The 18,743-nt window shown below is 33.1% G+C and carries 12 protein-coding genes; 7 read left to right on the top strand and 5 right to left on the bottom strand.

Annotated features, from left to right (window positions below):
- Window positions 1-320: 320 nt before the first annotated feature.
- The 5 genes from BOQ62_RS23100 to BOQ62_RS09685 all read left to right on the top strand — a co-directional run bounded on the left by BOQ62_RS23100 (window position 321) and on the right by BOQ62_RS09685 (window position 10,172).
- Complete coding sequence (locus BOQ62_RS23100) at window positions 321-539, top strand: hypothetical protein (RefSeq protein WP_262708321.1); 219 nt, start codon at window positions 321-323, stop codon at window positions 537-539.
- A 240-nt stretch (window positions 540-779) separates the two neighbouring features.
- On the top strand, window positions 780-1,154 hold the full coding sequence (locus BOQ62_RS09670) for a hypothetical protein (protein ID WP_129039017.1): 375 nt from the start codon (window positions 780-782) through the stop codon (window positions 1,152-1,154).
- A gap of 11 nt (window positions 1,155-1,165) precedes the next feature.
- On the top strand, window positions 1,166-3,559 hold the full coding sequence (locus tag BOQ62_RS09675; protein ID WP_164976719.1) for a polysaccharide lyase family 8 super-sandwich domain-containing protein: 2,394 nt from the start codon (window positions 1,166-1,168) through the stop codon (window positions 3,557-3,559).
- 218 nt (window positions 3,560-3,777) lie between these two features.
- Window positions 3,778-6,738, top strand: a complete 2,961-nt coding sequence (locus tag BOQ62_RS09680; protein ID WP_129039021.1) for a zinc-dependent metalloprotease — start codon at window positions 3,778-3,780, stop codon at window positions 6,736-6,738.
- Window positions 6,739-7,109: 371 nt separating this feature from the next.
- The gene (locus BOQ62_RS09685; protein WP_129039023.1) at window positions 7,110-10,172 is read left to right on the top strand and encodes a M60 family metallopeptidase; all 3,063 of its coding nucleotides are present in this window, start codon (window positions 7,110-7,112) and stop codon (window positions 10,170-10,172) included.
- Window positions 10,173-10,438: 266 nt separating this feature from the next.
- On the opposite strand, the gene BOQ62_RS09690 is transcribed toward BOQ62_RS09685, so the two are convergent.
- The 5 genes from BOQ62_RS09690 to BOQ62_RS09710 form a co-directional block, all read right to left on the bottom strand.
- A complete protein-coding gene (locus BOQ62_RS09690) occupies window positions 10,439-10,972 on the bottom strand; it encodes a hypothetical protein (RefSeq protein ID WP_129039025.1) in 534 nt (177 codons plus the stop codon).
- An 18-nt stretch (window positions 10,973-10,990) separates the two neighbouring features.
- Window positions 10,991-13,237, bottom strand: a complete 2,247-nt coding sequence (locus BOQ62_RS09695) for a thrombospondin type 3 repeat-containing protein (RefSeq protein ID WP_129039027.1) — start codon at window positions 13,235-13,237, stop codon at window positions 10,991-10,993.
- Window positions 13,238-15,118: 1,881 nt separating this feature from the next.
- Window positions 15,119-15,433 (bottom strand): hypothetical protein, encoded by a 315-nt coding sequence (locus BOQ62_RS09700; protein WP_129039029.1) that lies wholly within the window; start codon window positions 15,431-15,433, stop codon window positions 15,119-15,121.
- A gap of 129 nt (window positions 15,434-15,562) precedes the next feature.
- Window positions 15,563-15,802 carry a hypothetical protein gene (locus BOQ62_RS09705; RefSeq protein ID WP_228413899.1) on the bottom strand — a complete coding sequence of 80 codons (240 nt, stop codon included), beginning with the start codon at window positions 15,800-15,802 and terminating at the stop codon, window positions 15,563-15,565.
- A 55-nt stretch (window positions 15,803-15,857) separates the two neighbouring features.
- A complete protein-coding gene (locus tag BOQ62_RS09710; RefSeq protein ID WP_129039033.1) occupies window positions 15,858-16,301 on the bottom strand; it encodes a transposase in 444 nt (147 codons plus the stop codon).
- A 515-nt stretch (window positions 16,302-16,816) separates the two neighbouring features.
- Here BOQ62_RS09710 and BOQ62_RS09715 point away from each other — a divergent pair.
- Together BOQ62_RS09715 and BOQ62_RS09720 are read left to right on the top strand one after the other, a co-directional pair.
- Complete coding sequence (locus tag BOQ62_RS09715) at window positions 16,817-17,941, top strand: tetratricopeptide repeat protein (protein ID WP_164976720.1); 1,125 nt, start codon at window positions 16,817-16,819, stop codon at window positions 17,939-17,941.
- Window positions 17,914-18,438 (top strand): helix-turn-helix transcriptional regulator, encoded by a 525-nt coding sequence (locus BOQ62_RS09720; protein ID WP_164976721.1) that lies wholly within the window; start codon window positions 17,914-17,916, stop codon window positions 18,436-18,438. The genes BOQ62_RS09715 and BOQ62_RS09720 overlap by 28 nt, the downstream gene beginning before the upstream one ends.
- Window positions 18,439-18,743: the final 305 nt, after the last annotated feature.

Raw genomic sequence — 18,743 nt, forward strand, 5'->3', positions numbered from 1 at the left:
GATTACAGCTCTTACAATTGTTCAATTTATTAATAAAAACTATTTAAACAAAAAAATCAACAATCTAAAATCAAGCATATTTTAAAATGCACAACGGGTTATTATTTATTTATATATAATTTGTAATATTATGTTAAATATATATGTAAACTTTTGTAAATATTGAGTATTCAAAAAAATTTAAAACTTTGCACAGGATTTATTTATATATAAAAGTAGAGTAAAAAACTGATAAAAATGAAAACAAAAAAACTATTGGAGTTATTAAATCTATAGCGCTTGTTGCCCATGATGAAAGAAAAAATGATCTGATCAGATGGATCACTTGTCATAAAGATAAACTTATTCATCATAGGCTGATAGCAACAGAAACAACAGGAAAACTGATTGAACAGCAAATTCAAATCAAAACGAGAAAAGTAATGAGTGGGCCATTAGGAGGTGATCAACAACTTGGAGCTATGATTTCACAAGGAAAAATAGATATTATCATTTTTTTTGGGATCCCATGCAGCCGCAGCCGCATGATAGTGATATAAAAGCTTTGTTACGGTTAGGGGTTGTATGGAATATTCCTATGGCCTGTGATATGGCTACTGCAGACTTTCTTATTACCTCCCCTTTTATGAATAAGATATATGTAGCAGAGCACTATTGCTATAAAAAATATCTTAAAAGATAAATCACTAAATACAATGGTATTTTTTGATCAATATAGAGGGTAGAAAGTAAAGTGTTTTATAAAAATATTAAATACATAATTTAAATAATTATTCATAATGTTAAAATATAAACTTATAAGATGTATTCTCTCCATGACTTTTGTTTTATGTTTTTTTCAAGTCAAAGCACAATTGAGTGAAATAAATACCATTAAAACAAAATATGTGAACTGGCTAACAGGAGAGAATGTGAACTACAGTAATGCCTCTGTAAATACAAGATATACTGCCTTTCGGGCAGCAGGAATACAAGCACTGGATTTGTCACAGTATAATTTTGTAAATCCAGGAAGTGCTTGGGATTTTTCCATTGATGCTGATAAAAATGAATTTTTCAATATAACTGAAAAATCATTAATTCGTCTTATTTTTTATATAAAATCAAAGGTTCAGTCTCGTCTCCCAACCCTTATTATAATACAGCTGCCTTAAAAAATGATATTTTGAAAATTTTCAAATATATTGAAGATAAAGGAGTTTCTTCCACCACAAATTTTGAGTACGAAATACTTTTTGATAATGAGGAAGTTGTTACCAGTCATCATGGCGTTGCTTTGAGATCTTCCGCCTATGCTACATCTATATTGCTTATGAAGGATGAATTAGTGACGATAGGAAAATTTAACCATCATATGGGTGCCCTTAATGGAATTACAACTTTTTTATCGCCGGACTTTCCCTATTTTAACTTTACCTATCCCGGATATAACAGTGATGTAATCAGAGCGTCTATACAACAAAGATTTTGTTATGTACTTGCACAGGAAGATTCTGAACCTTCCAAGATTAATAATATGAATCATTTAAAAAGTTTTATAGATAATGCTTTACTTATTTCAAACGGATGGGCAGACGCTATAAAACCTGACTTTATTACATTTCATCACAGGGGTGCCTATTCTAATTCTTATGGTATAGACGCCTTGCACCAGGCTTCAATTCTGAATATGATGCTGAAGAACTCTGCCTATGAGTTAAATACTTTATCACAAAAAAACCTTAAAAAAGCTATTTTTACTTATAGAATGTTCAGTAAAGATTTTACTATGCCTCAGGGGCTTGCAGGACGATTCCCGTTTACAACAAGTTCATATAATACCTTAAGACCGGCATTAGCCTATTTATATCAGTCTGATCCTATAGGAAATGAAGATGCAGGAAAGGAATTTTTAAGACTTTGGAATATTTCTACCGAAGCCAATAACAGGCTCATGAGGGATAATACGGTAAGTATTAATATGATACATTCTTTAGGAGGAGTACAAAATGTTGCAGATGTGCTGAATACAGGGTTATCACCCTTAACAGAATTAACCTCAGGGTATTTCGGGTTTCCATATGCAGGGTTAAGTGTTTACAAATTTAATGGATGGCAGGCCAGTGTAAAGGGAACAAGCAAGATTGTCTGGCACTTTGAAAATAGTGCTTCAGAAAATAGGATGGGCGCATACAGTTCTGCAGGAGCCATGGAAATTCTGACCCATGGGAATCCCTTTTTAACAAATGATGTAGCGTTATTATATAATGGCTGGGACTGGAGTCATATTCCGGGAACAACTGTTGCCAATGTCCCCTTTGATATTATGGCAAATTATACTATGAGACAGATGAATGGCAGACATTTTTTAGCTCATGCTGATATTGATAAAACGAACGGTATCTTTGCAATGGATTATAAAGATTATAATTCGCAAACAGGAATGACAGCTCTTAAAAGTTATTTTTTCTTTGGAGATAAGATTTTATGTCTCGGGTCAGATATTAAAGATATAGGAGGTATTTATCCGGTTCATACCACTCTGTTTCAAACACAGATTAGTAATGCTTCAAACACAGGTTTGATTAATGGTGCCGTTGTGTCGGGAAATAATTATACTTTCAATGCCAATGGAGGAGGGATTTGGGCTACTGATTCTAATGGAAATGGATACGTAGTTCCTAATACTGGTTATAACAATAATCCCATAACGATAAAAAGAAGCAATCAGACATCCCCTAACCAGTCAAATAACGGTAATTTAACAGGTGATTTTTCAAAAGCTTTTATTGATCATGGGATGTCTCCTTCTGCATCTGCTTACCAGTATGCCATTCAGTTGCAGGCAGGAGCTTCAACGGAAAATTTTTTAACCCATTTTAACAGCTTTTTTTCTGTGCTGCAACAAAATACACAGGCTCATGTTGTGAAGTTTGTGCCCGAATCTACTTATAATTATGTAATTTGGGATGAAAATACAACTTTTAATTACGATATACTTGAGAAATCAAGTAAGCCTGCCGTTATTATTACTCAAAGGAGTAATAATAATTCAAAACTGAAAATTAGCCTTACTAACCCCAGTTTAGGGCTATTAAGTACCAATGAATCTTACACATGGAATCAGATTAGTAATACAGCTTCGCGGTTACACAGAATTCCTCAGAATGAAACGGTTGTTGTAAGATTAGCTGGTCTGTGGGAATTAGATATTCCCAATGCTAATGTAAGTTTGCAAATTGCAGGAGGATCTACCAATGTTTCATTTACTACCAAAAATGGATTTACCGAACAGGTTTTACTAAGACCATCACAAACTCTATCTGTTTCACCAATAACAATACAATCTGGTTATGATGTTTATCCAAATCCAACAACTGGGATTGTATATGTAAGTAGAATTGATAAGAATACTGCGTCTGAGAAAATATTTGTTTATGATAGTAATGGTAAAAATATAGCAGAGAAGCTGAATGTTCAAATAAATGGCAGTAATGCTAAGATTGATCTTAAAAATTTACCCTCTGGAATCTATTTTATTACTATTAATAATAAATCATTTAAAGTTTTAAAAAAATAATTAAAATTTTATAAATAGATACTATGACATATTTATACTAAAAGGTAAATTCTAAATTTTTTATTATGGATTTTTATTTTTTTTTTTGAATATTATTTTTGCATTAATCTCATTCATAACATTAATTAATGCGAAAATTAAGGTTTTTAATGATTTTTTTCTTTATTTTGTGAAATAATTTGATGTAGAGAATATTTAATAACCCAATCATTTTTATTATGAAAAAAAGTTTATTATTGACTACTATATTTCTTTTTGGATTATGTTTTAGTCAGGTTTTTAATAACCAGGAACTTCCTGGCAGGATTATCAATATTGATATTAGTACCTTACAAAGAAATGTACAGAGGCTGCAGAAGAACACATCAAAGATTAGAAATCAAAGCTTAGTTGTTGAAATGCCTGATGGAAATAAGCAGCAATTCATTTTAAATGAAAACAATGTTTCTGGTGAAAGGCTAAAAGAAATTACAACTTTTGATGGTGTCTCAAAGGATAATAAATATAAAATGAAATTATCTCTGTATGACAATTATATTAATGCGATGATGAGCACTCAAGATGGCTATTATATCATTGAACCAAGCAATAAAGCTAAAAGTGAATACAGAATATCTCCTTCCTCTGAAAGGAACTCCAATTTTGAATGTAAGGTAATTGAAAGTCTTGAAGAGAAAACCCCCGGAATTACTACTCAAAAATCCTTTGCAAATTTTCCGATAGGATCTCAGTTACGAAGTTACAGAATGGCTGTAGCAACAACAGGAGAATTTACGCAGGCTTATGGAACTCAGGATCTTGCATTGGCTGAAGCTGTAAATATGGTTAATCTGATTACTCTTATTTATGAAAATGAACTTGCAGTGACATTTACATTGATCTCTCAGACTACTAATAAAAGCCTTATTTTTACGGATCCTGCTACAGATCCGTTTAACGGATCTGTAGCGGCGACAGCTGGTGCAGCTCAGACTGGCTTTAACACTTTAAATAATAACGGGAGTTTGCTGTATAATGCTTATGATGTGGGACATATGTTTGGACTTCAGGCTTCAGGTGCATCAGGGACTGCGGGAGGTACGCCCTGCAACAATTCTTCAAAAGCATCCGGAGGTAGTTCATGGGCATATGATCCCAACCCTAATGCTAGTAAAGGCTGGATTGCGAACCTTATAGCCCATGAGATCGGACATCAGTTTGGAGCTAGTCATACATATAACGGTACTGGCGGAAGCACAGGTTCTCCTACATTCTGTACGGATAATTGGAGTGGATCAGGAGCTGTAGAGCCTGGAGGCGGAATAAGTATTATGGCATATCCAGGTAACTGCAGTATCCCAAATCAGGTCAATACACCATCAATTTTAGGGTTTAGGCTTTTCCATGCGAAGAGTATTGATCAGATGCTGACAAAAATTAATAATATATCCACATGTAATTCAAGTATTAACACAACAAATATTCCACCTACAGCAAATGCAGGTTTAGACATTAGTATTCCAAAAAATACTCCTTTTAAATTAAAAGGTATTGCCAGTGATCCTAATGATACAGATCTTATTTATAATTGGGATCAAATGGATATTGCAACAGCCAATGATAAAGGAGCTATGGGGTATAATCTTGCTGGTGTGGGGGGCTACACGGCAGTGAATGGAACAACAACTCCTTTATTCCGTACAGAACCTCTTAAAACTCCTGAAAGATATTTTCCAAAAATGGAATACGTTATTAATAACGATAATACTCCTCCCGATCTTGCTGCCGAAGCACTTTCTCAGGTCGCTAGAAATATCAGGATGAGATTTACAGTAAGAGATAACAATGCGCAGGCCGGAGGGGTAGATTCGGATGAAATGATTATTACTGTTACCAATGATGGCCCTTTGAAAGTAACCTACCCTGATATTTCAGGAATTAGTATCAGTGCTAATTCAAATATGAATGTGACCTGGGATGTCAATAATACCAATAGCTTAAAAAATACTGTCAATATCCTTTTGTCTATTGACGGAGGATCTACATACCCTATTATACTTGCAGCAGATACTCCTAATAGCGGATCTAAAAGTGTGACAATGCCCAATGTTCCTGCAACAGCTAATGCCAGAATTAAAGTAGTCGCGGTACTCAATACTATGGCAGAGTTTTTTGATATTTCAAATAATAATTTCACAATCACTTCTACATGTGAAGCGTATCCTTCATATGCTTATCCCACGAACAGTGTAACAGCCATAGCAGGGTCATTACAGGCTAATTTGAATATGTCGGCTCCAATGGCTGCAAATCCGGAGGTTACTGGTTTTCAAAATACTTATGGCACAGGTCTTACAAGTAATAACCTTATAGTATATGAAAACTCCAGTCAGCTAAATCCTTATTTTCAGGATGTGAGACAGGGAATGGTTACTAAATTCAAAGTGACAGAATCGGGTAATTACGTATTTACAAAGACAAGTGGATATATGATCATGAGTATTGCGTCCGGAACTCCGTTCACAACGGCTAATTTTGTGACATCAAGCGGTTTCTTTAACGGGACGGGAATAAGTGTTTATTCTTCTACAAAATCAGTTTATTTATCTGCTGGTACAGATTATTACCTTTTATTGGCAAGTGCTTCTTCAGGAGCTACTCATACCATTACAGTAAACGGACCGGGGAAAATGTTTACAGAATCTACACCTCCTGCGGGCTATAGCTATACTTTTGCTGCGATTGACAGTAATGATAAAATCGCTGCATTGAGCCCTAATGCTAATTTTACAACGTTGCCTTCAGGATCCTATACTGTACAAGGATTATCTTATACCAGTTCAGCCAATTTGAGCACCTTTATTAATTCTTCAATTAGTGATATGATTGTTGCGGGTGTTTGTCTTAATATTGCTAAGAATAACAGAAGTCTTATTATAACCGGTTCACTTGCTGTTTCTGAAAATATAATGGAGGAAGAGATTAAAATATTCCCTAATCCGGTGGGGGATGAGCTCCATATTATTTCTAAAGATAAGGTTGCCGTATATAGTATTACAGATTTTTCCGGTAGACTTATCAGAAAAGAGAATATGACCGGTACTAAGGTGAATGTTTCCGATTTGTCGCCGGGTAATTATGTCATTCAGTTCTATGACAATACAAAGCTAATGTATCAAACAAAATTTATCAAGAAATGATGATCATTCAAAGTTTCGGCATTGTGAATAAAAACTAGATTAATTGTTATTATAAGAATTCTCAGTTTGAATTTTATAGAATATTATTGTTAAATAAATGCTGCCTCTATTTTTGGAGGCAGTTTTTTTAAGCGGAACAATTAGATAAATCTATTATTTTAAAGAAGCCATTAATGGCAAAAACGTTTCTTCCGTGTTTTCCCCATTCTATTTTTGCTTCAATTTTTATGCTTTGCCGAATTCTCATTTTTATAATTAGCCTATAGCTGAAAAACATAACAATTATTAACTTTTTATGTTATAAAATCTATGAAATTTTCCAATTTATTATCCTTAAAAGGGTATTTTTGTATAAGAATAACAAACTATATATGAAAAAATTATTACTATTATTTTCCTTATTCTGGGGAATATATGGGTTTTCACAGCTCTTTCAAGTTCCAGTATATTCCGTTACGGCTTTACAAACGCCGCAGTCCGGATATGACGCCAATAAAGTGCTTGATGGAGATAACACTACAATATATCACTCAAAATGGGGACAAAACGGTATTCCGGATGAGATGAAGTTTTATTTTTCCTCCAATGTAACCAGTATTAAAAAACTGGTTTATACTCCCAGACAATCCGGAGGTACAAATGGAATATGGATGAATGTAAGTATTTCTTATAGTACACAAGCTGCTCCCAATACCTTTGTTTCATTAAGCAGTAATTTAAGTTGGGCAAATAATAGTCAGGATAAAGAAGTTGTGTTCCCTACCTCTATCCAGAATCCTTACATCATTAAAATTTCTGTACATGCAGGGGCTGGGAACTTTTCAAGCTGTGCAGAAATGAAATTCTATTCGGAAGCAGAACCTATTGTTTTTAACGGTACAGATTGTAGTATCAATACATCAGAACTTAGTGTAAACGGTGTTAATGATATAAAAGCAGCCATTATCCCTTCAGGAACAACAGCATCATCTTACCAACCAGGACAAAATATAGATAAGTCTTACGATAATGATGTAAGTACATTATATCATTCACAATATGGAACCACTGTTTTTCCTGTAGTATTAAATTACAGGCTGGATGGGGCTACTCCTATTGATTATCTGCAATATACACCAAGAGCCAGCGGGAGTAACGGCCGTTTTGGAAGTGTAAGCATCAGTTATAATACTACTGCGAACAGTGCATTTATTACATTGATGTCTTTTGACTTTCAGAATTCTTCTACTCCGGTAAATGTTTATTTTCCTAATCAGATTACTCCTTTAAATGTAAAAATTACAGTGAATAATGGCCAGGGTAATTATGCAAGCTGTGCCGAAATAGGTTTTTATACTATGGCATCTGCAGGACCCGCAAATCCGTATAACAATATTTTTGCAAATAATCTTTATTCTGCATTGCAGCCTTCTGTTACACAGTCTGATATAGACGGAATACCATCAGTCTTTTATAAAGGTTTAGCACAATGTTTATTTAACGGAACTTATATAAATAAATATCGTGCTCAGGATTATCAGGTTTATCCACCAATAGCTGTTACTACAAATAATTTGAAGGTAGGGACAGGGTATAACAGTTTTGAAAACCCTACAGGTATTGTATTTACGCAGGGAGATAAAGTTGCAATGTTTGTACAGAATATTCCTGCAGGAGCAAGGGTTTCTTTACAGGTGAAGGATTTTTCAACAGTTCTTGGAGGTACTACTTCTTATTATGACCTTCATAATGGGTTAAATGTATTTGAGTTAACCAACAGTGGTTTAGGTTACATCAGTTATTATAATACAAATACTGCACTGCCGAATATTCAGGTTAATATTGTTTCCGGTAAAGTGAATGGCCTTTATCATTATCAGACATCTACACAAAACGACTGGCAGGAAAATCTCACGAATTCAGCTTATAATATGATTGATGTTGTAGGGCAGCATTCTCATTTGGTGTATAAAAAAAGTATGCTTAAAAATTACGCTCCTTTTAATCCTGCTGAGCTTATTTCAAAATACGACCTTATTATAAAGAATGAATGGCTGGTGATGGGGCTTTATAAGTACAATTTGGTTCCGAAGAACCGAATGTTCAGTTATAGCAATAATGGTGGAGGATGGTATGCCGGTGGATTAGGTATTAATATGGACTCTGATTGGGGAGAAGAATTTATGACCGATGTCAATAAGCTTTCTTTATGGGGGCTTGCCCATGAATTTGGTCATGTCAATCAGATAAGACCTGATATTAAATGGATTGGAACTACAGAGGTGACCAATAATATGCACAGTGCCTGGGTAGATTACCATATGAATCCGCAGAATGATGGGATGTCCCGACTGGAAAGAGAATCTGTGGAACCGGCAGCAGGAATGAGCAGCATAGCTGGGGGAAGGATAAATGGGGCAATTTTGAATACTACCATAAATCAGGAAGCTTTGCAGGGAAATACAAATACAGATGTTTTTAAAGTATTGGTTCCTTTCTGGCAGCTTGAATTATATTATCAATTAGCTGGTGCCTCAAGAAATGCACCTACACTTTCTTTTAATTATCCGGCAAATTATACAGGAATAGATTATGCACATTGGTTTGGAATAGTTGCAAACACTGCAAGAAGTTATAATGCTTCAGGCGTTTCAAATGGTGAGCTCCTTTTAAATTTCGTGAAAAATACCTGTGCAGCCGTTCAGGAGGATTTAACGGGATTTTTTACAAAAACAGGATTTTTAAAACCTATTGATAGAGCCATTGATGACTATGGAGTTGGGCAGCTTACAATTACTCAGGCTCAGATAGATGCTACTATTGCTTATGTACAGGCTCAGAACTATCAGGCACCCGTTTCGCCGGTTATGCATTATATTTCATCACGAAGTATTAATGCTTTCCGTAATCATCTTCAGCTGAGCGGCCAGACAGGACTGGGTGTTACTCTCAATAATAATTATCTTACTGTGCAGCATAGTGTTTGGCAAAATGCAGTTGCGTATGAAACCTTTAATACAAATAATGAATTAATCTATGTATCTGTTATGGGTACAGGAGATACCACTAATCAGACGACAAAAGTTTATTATCCTTCGAATGCTGCATCGGTATATGCAGTAGGTTATGACGGGCAGAAGATTTTAGTTTATCCTATTACTCCAACCCTTACTACAAACAAGGTTGAAAAAAAGAATTCAGAATTGATAGTATATCCTAATCCTATTGAACGGAATGATTTGATTCATATTAAATTAGAAAATGGATCAGGAAATTATCAAGCACAGATTTCTGGTATGGATGGAAAGAGTATTTACAGCCTTAATGGAAATATTGAAACTATTGAAAAAGGTATCAATGCAAATCTTCCTACATATCCTTCAGGCCAGTATTTACTTTCTTTGAAGGATGCAAAAGGGAATGTCTTTAAATCCGTAAAGATTATTAAAAAATAGATCTTAATGCATTTATATATATTATAATTTCAACAACAAACTTAAAAAAGACTGTTCTAGAAGAACAGTCTTTTTTTAATAATTGTCCCATCCTGAAATAAGTTGACAACCCATCAACTTATATTATGAAAGATCAAGAATTAAAAAAGGAAAAACGTACTCTAATAATCTAATGCGCATTGTTTTTTTGTATTGGATTTTTTGTAAAGTTATAGAAAACGGCCGGAAAAATTCCGGCCGCTTTTATATGTTATACTAAATCAAACTTATCTCCAGTATGTCCACATGCTTCCATTGAAAACCGCAAACATTTTAGAGTCCGTATCATATACCATCATTCCTGGAGAAGGATTAATGATATTATAATGAGGGCTTGCAACCTTAGGCAAAATCATAGCTTTATTATTATCTTCCAATATTAAAATGGCAGAAGAGGAAGATTGGGAGCTTCCTATGCTTGTTTTTGCTGTTGGGATATCAGTTAAAGGGTCTTGTAAAATACGTCCGTCTATAGTCGTTACCGGATCAATAGTCGTTCCCAAACTATTCTGAGAAAAATCCTGCCAGCCCACCGCATATTTTATTTTGATTCTATTATCTATAAGATCAAAACAAATTGTACCATTTGGGGTATTTGTCATCGTTGTGGCAGAAGTTACCCACGGCAATAATAAGCCTCTGTTTTGTGCTCCAAACTCTAATGAAACAGAGCTGTTACTCACTGCTGTTTTACCAATTGCGACCTGTGAATTAAAGACATTAAAAAAGGTCACGGTTAATAGTGCTAATATTTTTTTCATATTTTTAAATTTATCAGGTTAATTAGCAGGACATCCCTGTTGTGTCATACATTTCCATAGTGTTCCGTCATATATACTTATGCAATCCAGGTCAGTATCATAAATAATCATTCCTTCTACTGCTACCAGTGCATTTTTTTGAGCTGTTGTTAATCTGTTGGGTACAAAACCTGTTGATTTACTTTCTAGTGCTATCCATGCCCCTTTTCTTGTAGTAGGCCATTCGCTGGCATTAGAACCGGCTCTTCCTAAGGAAGTTATCCCTAATGGAGTTGCTAAAGCTGCTCCTGAAGTAACTGATGGTTTTAAACAAAAGCATCCATCAACAACACTATTAGAAGAGAATCCATGTCCTTGTCCCTGATCCGATCCTGAATCTGCTGCTCCTCCGGCATTCACTAGATTGGGTACCCCCATACTATTTACCCCTCCATATGTTGTAACATTAATACTGCCATTCGGATTAAGTTGTACTGTATTTACATTTTCATCACCCTCCATAGCGTCCGGACATCCGTCATTATCGCTGTCTAAATCATAAATATTAGGGGTTCCGTCTCCATCATAATCACAAAGTAGTGAGGTAGTTGATAATCTAATATCATCCAGCAGGTAATCATTACCATTTACAGATGCCCCTCTTCTAACCTTTATCTCAAGGGTGATATTGTTATTAGAGCCTGTATTGAAAGGGATTGTTGATGTTTCCCATATATTAAATGGAAGATTTGCGGTACCATAAATTGTTGTTTGGAGGATACCATTGACAAATACCTGAATAGCACCTTGATTATCTGCAATGGAAGAACCAATTCGCTCCCATATAATATGAGCAAAGTTTAAGGTGTAAGCAGAATTGGGAATTACATTACCCTGAATTGTAACAGCTGTGATAAAATCATTTCCAGGACCTGCCTGAATACCTATTACACTTCCACTTGTGGTAGACCCTGTGGTATGATCTGTCATTTGCTGTCCTGGAAATGGAGAGCGTACACAATCATTGCTAGGCAGCCCAATATAATATAAAGGGGCATTTTGCAGCCACATTGGAGTTGAACAATTGGTAGCTTGAGTAAACGGAGCTGTCATTGTAAATTGATCTGAATCGAAAGAATAGCTGCATTCATCATCATTAAGAATACCATCGTTATCGATATCTCTATCAAAGGCATCTGCAATACCATCATTGTCTGTATCAACACATAGATTTACTGTGGCATCTAAACCATACACCTGAGTATTTCCAATTTCTGAGGTATTGTCAGTATTATCTGCTGCTCCTGCTACGGAACCATTGTTGGCAGAAGCCGGATTTACAAGCATAGGAACTCCATTGGCTGCGGGTAGAGTACTTACTACCTGTGCTGGTGTACCTTGTGTAGTGCCATTAGCCAAAACCTTGATCTGACCCCTAAATGCATAGTTTGGATCACCTACTGGAAGAGTTAGAGAATGAATTTGAGTAACATTGATATATTCGCTGGACTCAATTGCATCGGCACAGCCATCACCATCTGAATCTGTATCAAAACTATCCGGAATAGTATCTCCGTCCGTATCTTTTGAAACTCCACAAATCTGCATGTTGTATGCAATATTTCCGGAATTGTCACCATAGGCATTATCTGTAAAGACAATATAAAAATTCCCGGACTGCGGTGCTATAAACTGAACACCTCCTGTAGCTCCTTCAGACATATCTAATATGTTGGGAATGAGAACGTCAATTCCTGGATTATACTGGCCATTGCCATTAGTGTCAATCATTCCAACGAAAGTAATGATATTGCTGTAATCAGCGGCTGTAAGATTTGCAAAGGGAAGATTAGCTGGTGGTTCGGGATTACTATAGAATGTAGCTACATTTCCTCCCGGAGGAAGGTTGTATAGATTTCCTTCATAATCACCCACTCCATTTGTTCCAAAGGATATAGGATAAAACTGCTTGCCAGAGTTAGGACCTCCGGCTGCTGTTACTAGGCCTAATGTAGATCCGTTAAGGTTTATTTTATACGATTGGCCTGCAACAATTGCAAGATTTGTATTTTGCCATTGTTGTGAAAGGGCTATAAATACTCCTGAAGATGAATTATTACATGTTGTTTCGTCCGAATCTAGTAATCCGTCATTATCGTCGTCCAAATCTAAACTGTTAATAATACCGTCACCGTCAAAATCATCTGAGGGTCCATATTGTGCCATCCCGGAAAAGCTTATCATGAAAATAAGAGCTATTAGGATGTTTGTAGTAAATTTTTTCATTGATATTTGTTTTTCATGAAATTTTAAAACTTTTTATTTTTTTGTGTACTTTTTTATTAAAACTAAATCCTTGGAGGAGGCCTTATATTGAAAGGATTATTAAAAAGATAATTGAAAATTTCAGCGTAGAGTTCTGATACTTTGAGGTGATATGAAAGGTTATTAAATATTTCTATATAATTATCCGTGTGGTATGCACTTTTGATTTGTATAAGAGGAATATTATAACCGATCAAGTTCTCAAAATGTAATTTTTTAACCTCACAAAAAAATTCCTGAGCTGTATAATTTTATAGGCGGCGCATACTTTTTTTTGAGATTTTTTTTTCTACAGCATACTTATCATTATTTTTGTTGGCCTTCTTTCCTTGTTTTCCTACGATATATAATAAGTGTTTTCTTGTTTTTTTTGTAGATGTAATCTTTACATTATTACGTATAATTTTGTTCTCAACAACCTGTTTGTTAAAGTTTTCATCTTCAGAATATATCACTGTTCCTTCAGAAATTGAAAGATAAGATTGCTCTTGAGCGAGGAAAAAATTGAAATAGAAAGTGGCTAGCAAAAGGAAAAATTTGCTATGAAGGGAAGTGTTATAAAAAAATCTTTTCAATCGTATTTGTATTTGTGTAAATGTAATTTAATGAGTCAGCATCTAAATTTGAACATACATCCATTTGTAAATATTACTTCGTTGTATGAGTGAAAATGTTGAGATGCGGGGAGTTTTTTAAATAAAATTTATAACTCAGGATTATTTGCTGTTTTTTATTTAAAAAAAATCAGAAACAATTGACTTTATATTAAATAGTACATTAAGCAAAAGTCGTTAATAAATTATTTCTAGTATAATAATCAGTGTTAGTAATTGTTATCAATTTGACCTTTATTAAGGTTTAGCTGTTAAAAAGTGTAAGTAATTTTAATCATGAATACAGTGTAGTGATTTTATACGCCTATGAGAAAATATATAAATCCTTATGAAGGCTTACCATACAGTATTTTTAAAGGTTAGAAATACGGGTTTAATTTTAAAAGTTGAAACATGTTTAGAAAATTGTTTTCAGAAAAATACTCTCGTGAGAAATTTTATCATTTTTTTGAAAAGCCTCATCATATATGAGATAAATTTGATCAAAATAGTTCATAATTTCAATTAAGAATCAAACACTGTTTTCATTCTCCAAATAGAGATTCTGAGATGCTAGAAAACTAAAAAAAAGCCGCAAGCAAAATTGCTGGCAGCTTATCTTTAAAAACTAATTAAAAATTGATTTTACATTTCAATCTTACTTGAATCAAAAATAGATGATAAGGTTGATTTTTAAAGTATAAAATGTGTTAATAATTGTTATTGACTGAACTTTTTTATTATGAAATACTTAAAATATTAATTTGATCTCCTGAGAAATTTGTTACTCTGTATAATTTTTTGTTTCAGTTTTATAGTTTATATTTCGCTCATTTTCATAATTAATTAGACTGAAGACTATCTCTAAAAAATCATTGCATTGATTCTGTTTTGTCCACTAAAAGTCATTTAATCAGCTTTAAAAGCAATAATAGATGTCTCTCCATAGTAAGGATATCCCAAATTAATCCATGTTGAACATTCTGTATCCTAATTGCGGGGTTGGATACTGATACAATTTCTATTTTTCTGGGATCAGTTTCAAAAGTTGGGGAGGTGGGAGTATTTATACCAATACTATTTAAATATAACGCAAAGCTTTCACTATTCTTGCGAATTATTTTAAGGAAGCAAAGGTTGGAATCACGAAGTTGATTCTTTCTAAGCGCATGCATATCCATACCTTTTCATCAGCGACTTTGTCGCTTTCTTCGCCTCCTCATCCATTTTGCCTTTGCGTTTTGTAAAACTACAGAATACAGCTTAGGGATGGAAAGGACAGAACATTTTTTCTCTTCAGATCATCGAACTTTTTGCATAGTCCCCAAGTTTTGCACCTGGTCCATTTTCTGGTAGGTGTAATGGTTCCCAATTCAAGATTTCCCGCAGATGCTGCTATGAGACCATTGGATGCTTGAGAAATGGAAGGATCGCCAGAAGAAGGATTGTCTTTGGAGCCATCAACATGGAATGTACCTAGAGGGTTTGAGGTGTTTATTCCTACTTGTGAAAAAAGGCTTGTTTTTATAATAATCATTCCGATTAAACAAATTTTCTTTTTCATATGTGACAATCTTTAAATTAGTCTTTTAACTTTATGTATGTTTTTTAATTTTTGTTTTGTCAATATCAAAGTTCCTGTTTAATTGGACTATTATTTTAATAATTTTCAGCGGGGTAGTTTGGGGGAATCTTAATGATTAAATCTGGAATCTTTTTTCCAATTTGCAATGCTATTCCTGCTTACTTTAAAGTAGTTGGCAGCCTGAGTATTAGAAAGTTTATTTTTCTTTTGATAGTCTAATATCTTTAAGATGGATGCTTTGTCATATACCTTTAATTTTGCGTTTTCCAATTTATCTTGTTGAGATATAATAGAATTGAGTTCTATTATATCCAGAGTTGTCAATTCTCTTTTGCTAAGATATCTCATGCATAAAGGCATGATTTTGGGGTAATTTTTATGGATCATGTCCTTGTATATACGCTTATAATCTGGAATCATTTTTAATTTTTGAATGTTTTGTTATCCATTTGTATAAAGTTGTTTTAGGTATTCTATATTCTTCTATGATTTGCTGTTTTGTTTTCGTTTCATTGGTAATTTGCTCAATTATATAGTTAATTATTTCTTTAGTATATATATTCTTTCTAAAGTTGGGTAAAGTACCTGTTGGTTTTTTAGGAGAAAAGCATGCGTTCGGAGGTGAAAAAAGTATAAGATGCTGAGTATAGATCCGGAAAAAATCATATTCTAAAAGTTTTGACCATTTTAATATATCATTTGTATACAAATCTTTTGAATTAAACATTTTCTCTGCATCCATTGGAGTGCAGTTAAAAAATGAACATATGCGCGACATTGAGATCTGAAGATCGTAGACCCTTTGCTTTATTAAGGATCCAATGTGAATTTCTTTGTAATTTTCCATTCTTATTTTTTTTTAAAAAAACTCAACTTCAAGAGTTGAGTTTATTCTTTGTTTGAGGGAACAAGAATTAATGGTGTCAGGTTTAGTAAGTGCAATCTAAATGTGGATTGCTTTTATATTTGCAAATTAAAGGAGTTTTGGATAAATGATTTACTGGGCAGTATTAATTATTGTTAGGTAAATTTGTATTTTGGATTAAATAGTGTTATTCTGAATTCATATTGGCATTTATTTATCTCTTTTAAGTGATTTTTTGTATTTGGAATATTTTGCATATTTATCAAATGTCTGAAAAAGGGTAAGTCTTCAGCAAGTCTTCATTATAATCAAGACTATTAATTGTTTTTTTCTTTTTTTAATACTATATTAAATATTTAAATAAATATTTATTATAATTGTTAATAATTTACTTGTAAATTATAATGTTATTTGTATTTTTATCTATAAATTGTTATTGTAATTATATGTATAATTTAAAATTGTTTCTGTTTTTTATTCTGATTAATAATTTTGCTTTGGCAAATGATAATGATTATTTTCATGATATCAGTAGCAGGTTGGAGTTTATACAACATAGTAAGTCCGAAATAAAAAAAATTAAAATACACGCTGAAGATAAATTTAAAACCACAGGAGATAAAAAGTATTTACTGGGAAGTAAATATATAGAGCTCTTTTTATACACGGATGATAGATTCAGGCAGCTGGCACTTGTTTATGACTTATTGAAATTGAATGATTCTCAATATGAATATATAACCATCGCTTGTAATTTTAATCTGGCTTTCCAATTTGAAGATGTTTCTCCCAAGCAGGCCATGTATTTTTTGAATAATTCAATTAAGATCAATGAAAGTGTTGGGAAGCGGTATATGCTGCCTCATTTATACCACCTTAAAGGAAGACTGTATTATAAGAATAAGAAATATGATAAGGCACTATTATATTTTAAAAAAGCGCTTCAAAAGTATGACTCTTCTGAGGTGTATTTTAAAGCTTCAATGTATAATAATTTTGGAATGACATATTGTCACCTTCATAATATGAAAAAGGCATATGAGGAAACAATGAAGGGGATACAACTATTAAGTGAAAAGAAAAATTTGAATCAGGATCAATTAGACTTTTTATATCTTATGAGGGGGAATGTTGGTTTTTATTTTTATAAAATGGGTAATTATGAGGCCGCTCAGAAGTTTTTAGAGCAGGAATTTAATTATTATAAATCAAAAGACAAATTTTTTTCTCCAATATTACTTACATGCCAGAGGCTTTCCGATTTGTACACGCTTTCTAATGTTGACAAAAAAAAAATTATTGCATATTTAACTAATGTAGAAAGTAGTGTTAAAAATGTTCATGATCAAATTATTATCAATGAAATCCTGTTAAAACATTACTCAGCTAATAATGAACTGGTTCAAATAAAAAGAATATCTCAGAGACTTGTCGATTTAAATCATAAGTTTGATAATGCAAACATTCAAAATATAAAAGAGATTTCCTATATATTAAATGATCGGGTTTTAAAGAATATTAATGAAAAATATTCTTATGAGTTGTCTAATCAAAAAAGGAAAATATATTATGCTATTATTATAATATGTATAATATGCATTTCATCCAGTATGATTTTTTGATAATTAGAAAAAAGAACAGGGCAGAAAGAGAGGTTGATCAAAGTAAAAAAGCTTTATTGGAAAACAGTATTGAGTTACAGGAACAAAAAATTAAAGCTTTACATAGAAATCTTAGTTTAAAAATGGATACCGAAAAGCTTTTTTTAGAAAATATAAAGAATTTAAAAAATTCAAAAGAAAACACTGATGTTGCATTAAAGGATTTGCAGCTAAAAGTTAATAATCTGATACAGATAGACAAAAGAAACTTCGGCCTTATGAATGATCATGGAATAGAGAGTGATATTTTTCAAAATAAGCTTTCTGAAGAGTTCCCGGATCTTACCAATAAAGAACTTAAATTATGCCAATATTTTAGAATGGATCTTTCCTCTAAAGAAATAGCTTCTATATACAGCACAACAACTGGTACAATAAGAGTTTATAAAACTAAAATCAAATATAAACTAAAACTAAGCAAAGAAGACGATTTGCGATTGTTTTTAGAAAAGCTATAATATTTATGACTATTCTGTCAACAAATCCTGTCATCTATTAGTATGGAACGGCTCGGCCTATGTTGCCGGTAGATTTCGGGAAAAGATTTCGAATAATATTCCTGTTAATTCAGCGGTTAATACAAGATTGATCAATCCCCAATTGTTTTACTGTTAAAAACAAAAGAAGGGAATAAATATTTAAATGACACTGGAAATGAAATTACTGCATTAAATGATAAAAAGATATTATAATGTGCCTTTGAAGTCACTATTTCCGGTAGTTTACATTGTTGTTTTATTCTTTAATTGGGGAATTGTGTATG

The organism is Chryseobacterium sp. CH21, assembly GCF_004119445.1.
In the GTDB taxonomy this organism is placed as follows: domain Bacteria; phylum Bacteroidota; class Bacteroidia; order Flavobacteriales; family Weeksellaceae; genus Chryseobacterium.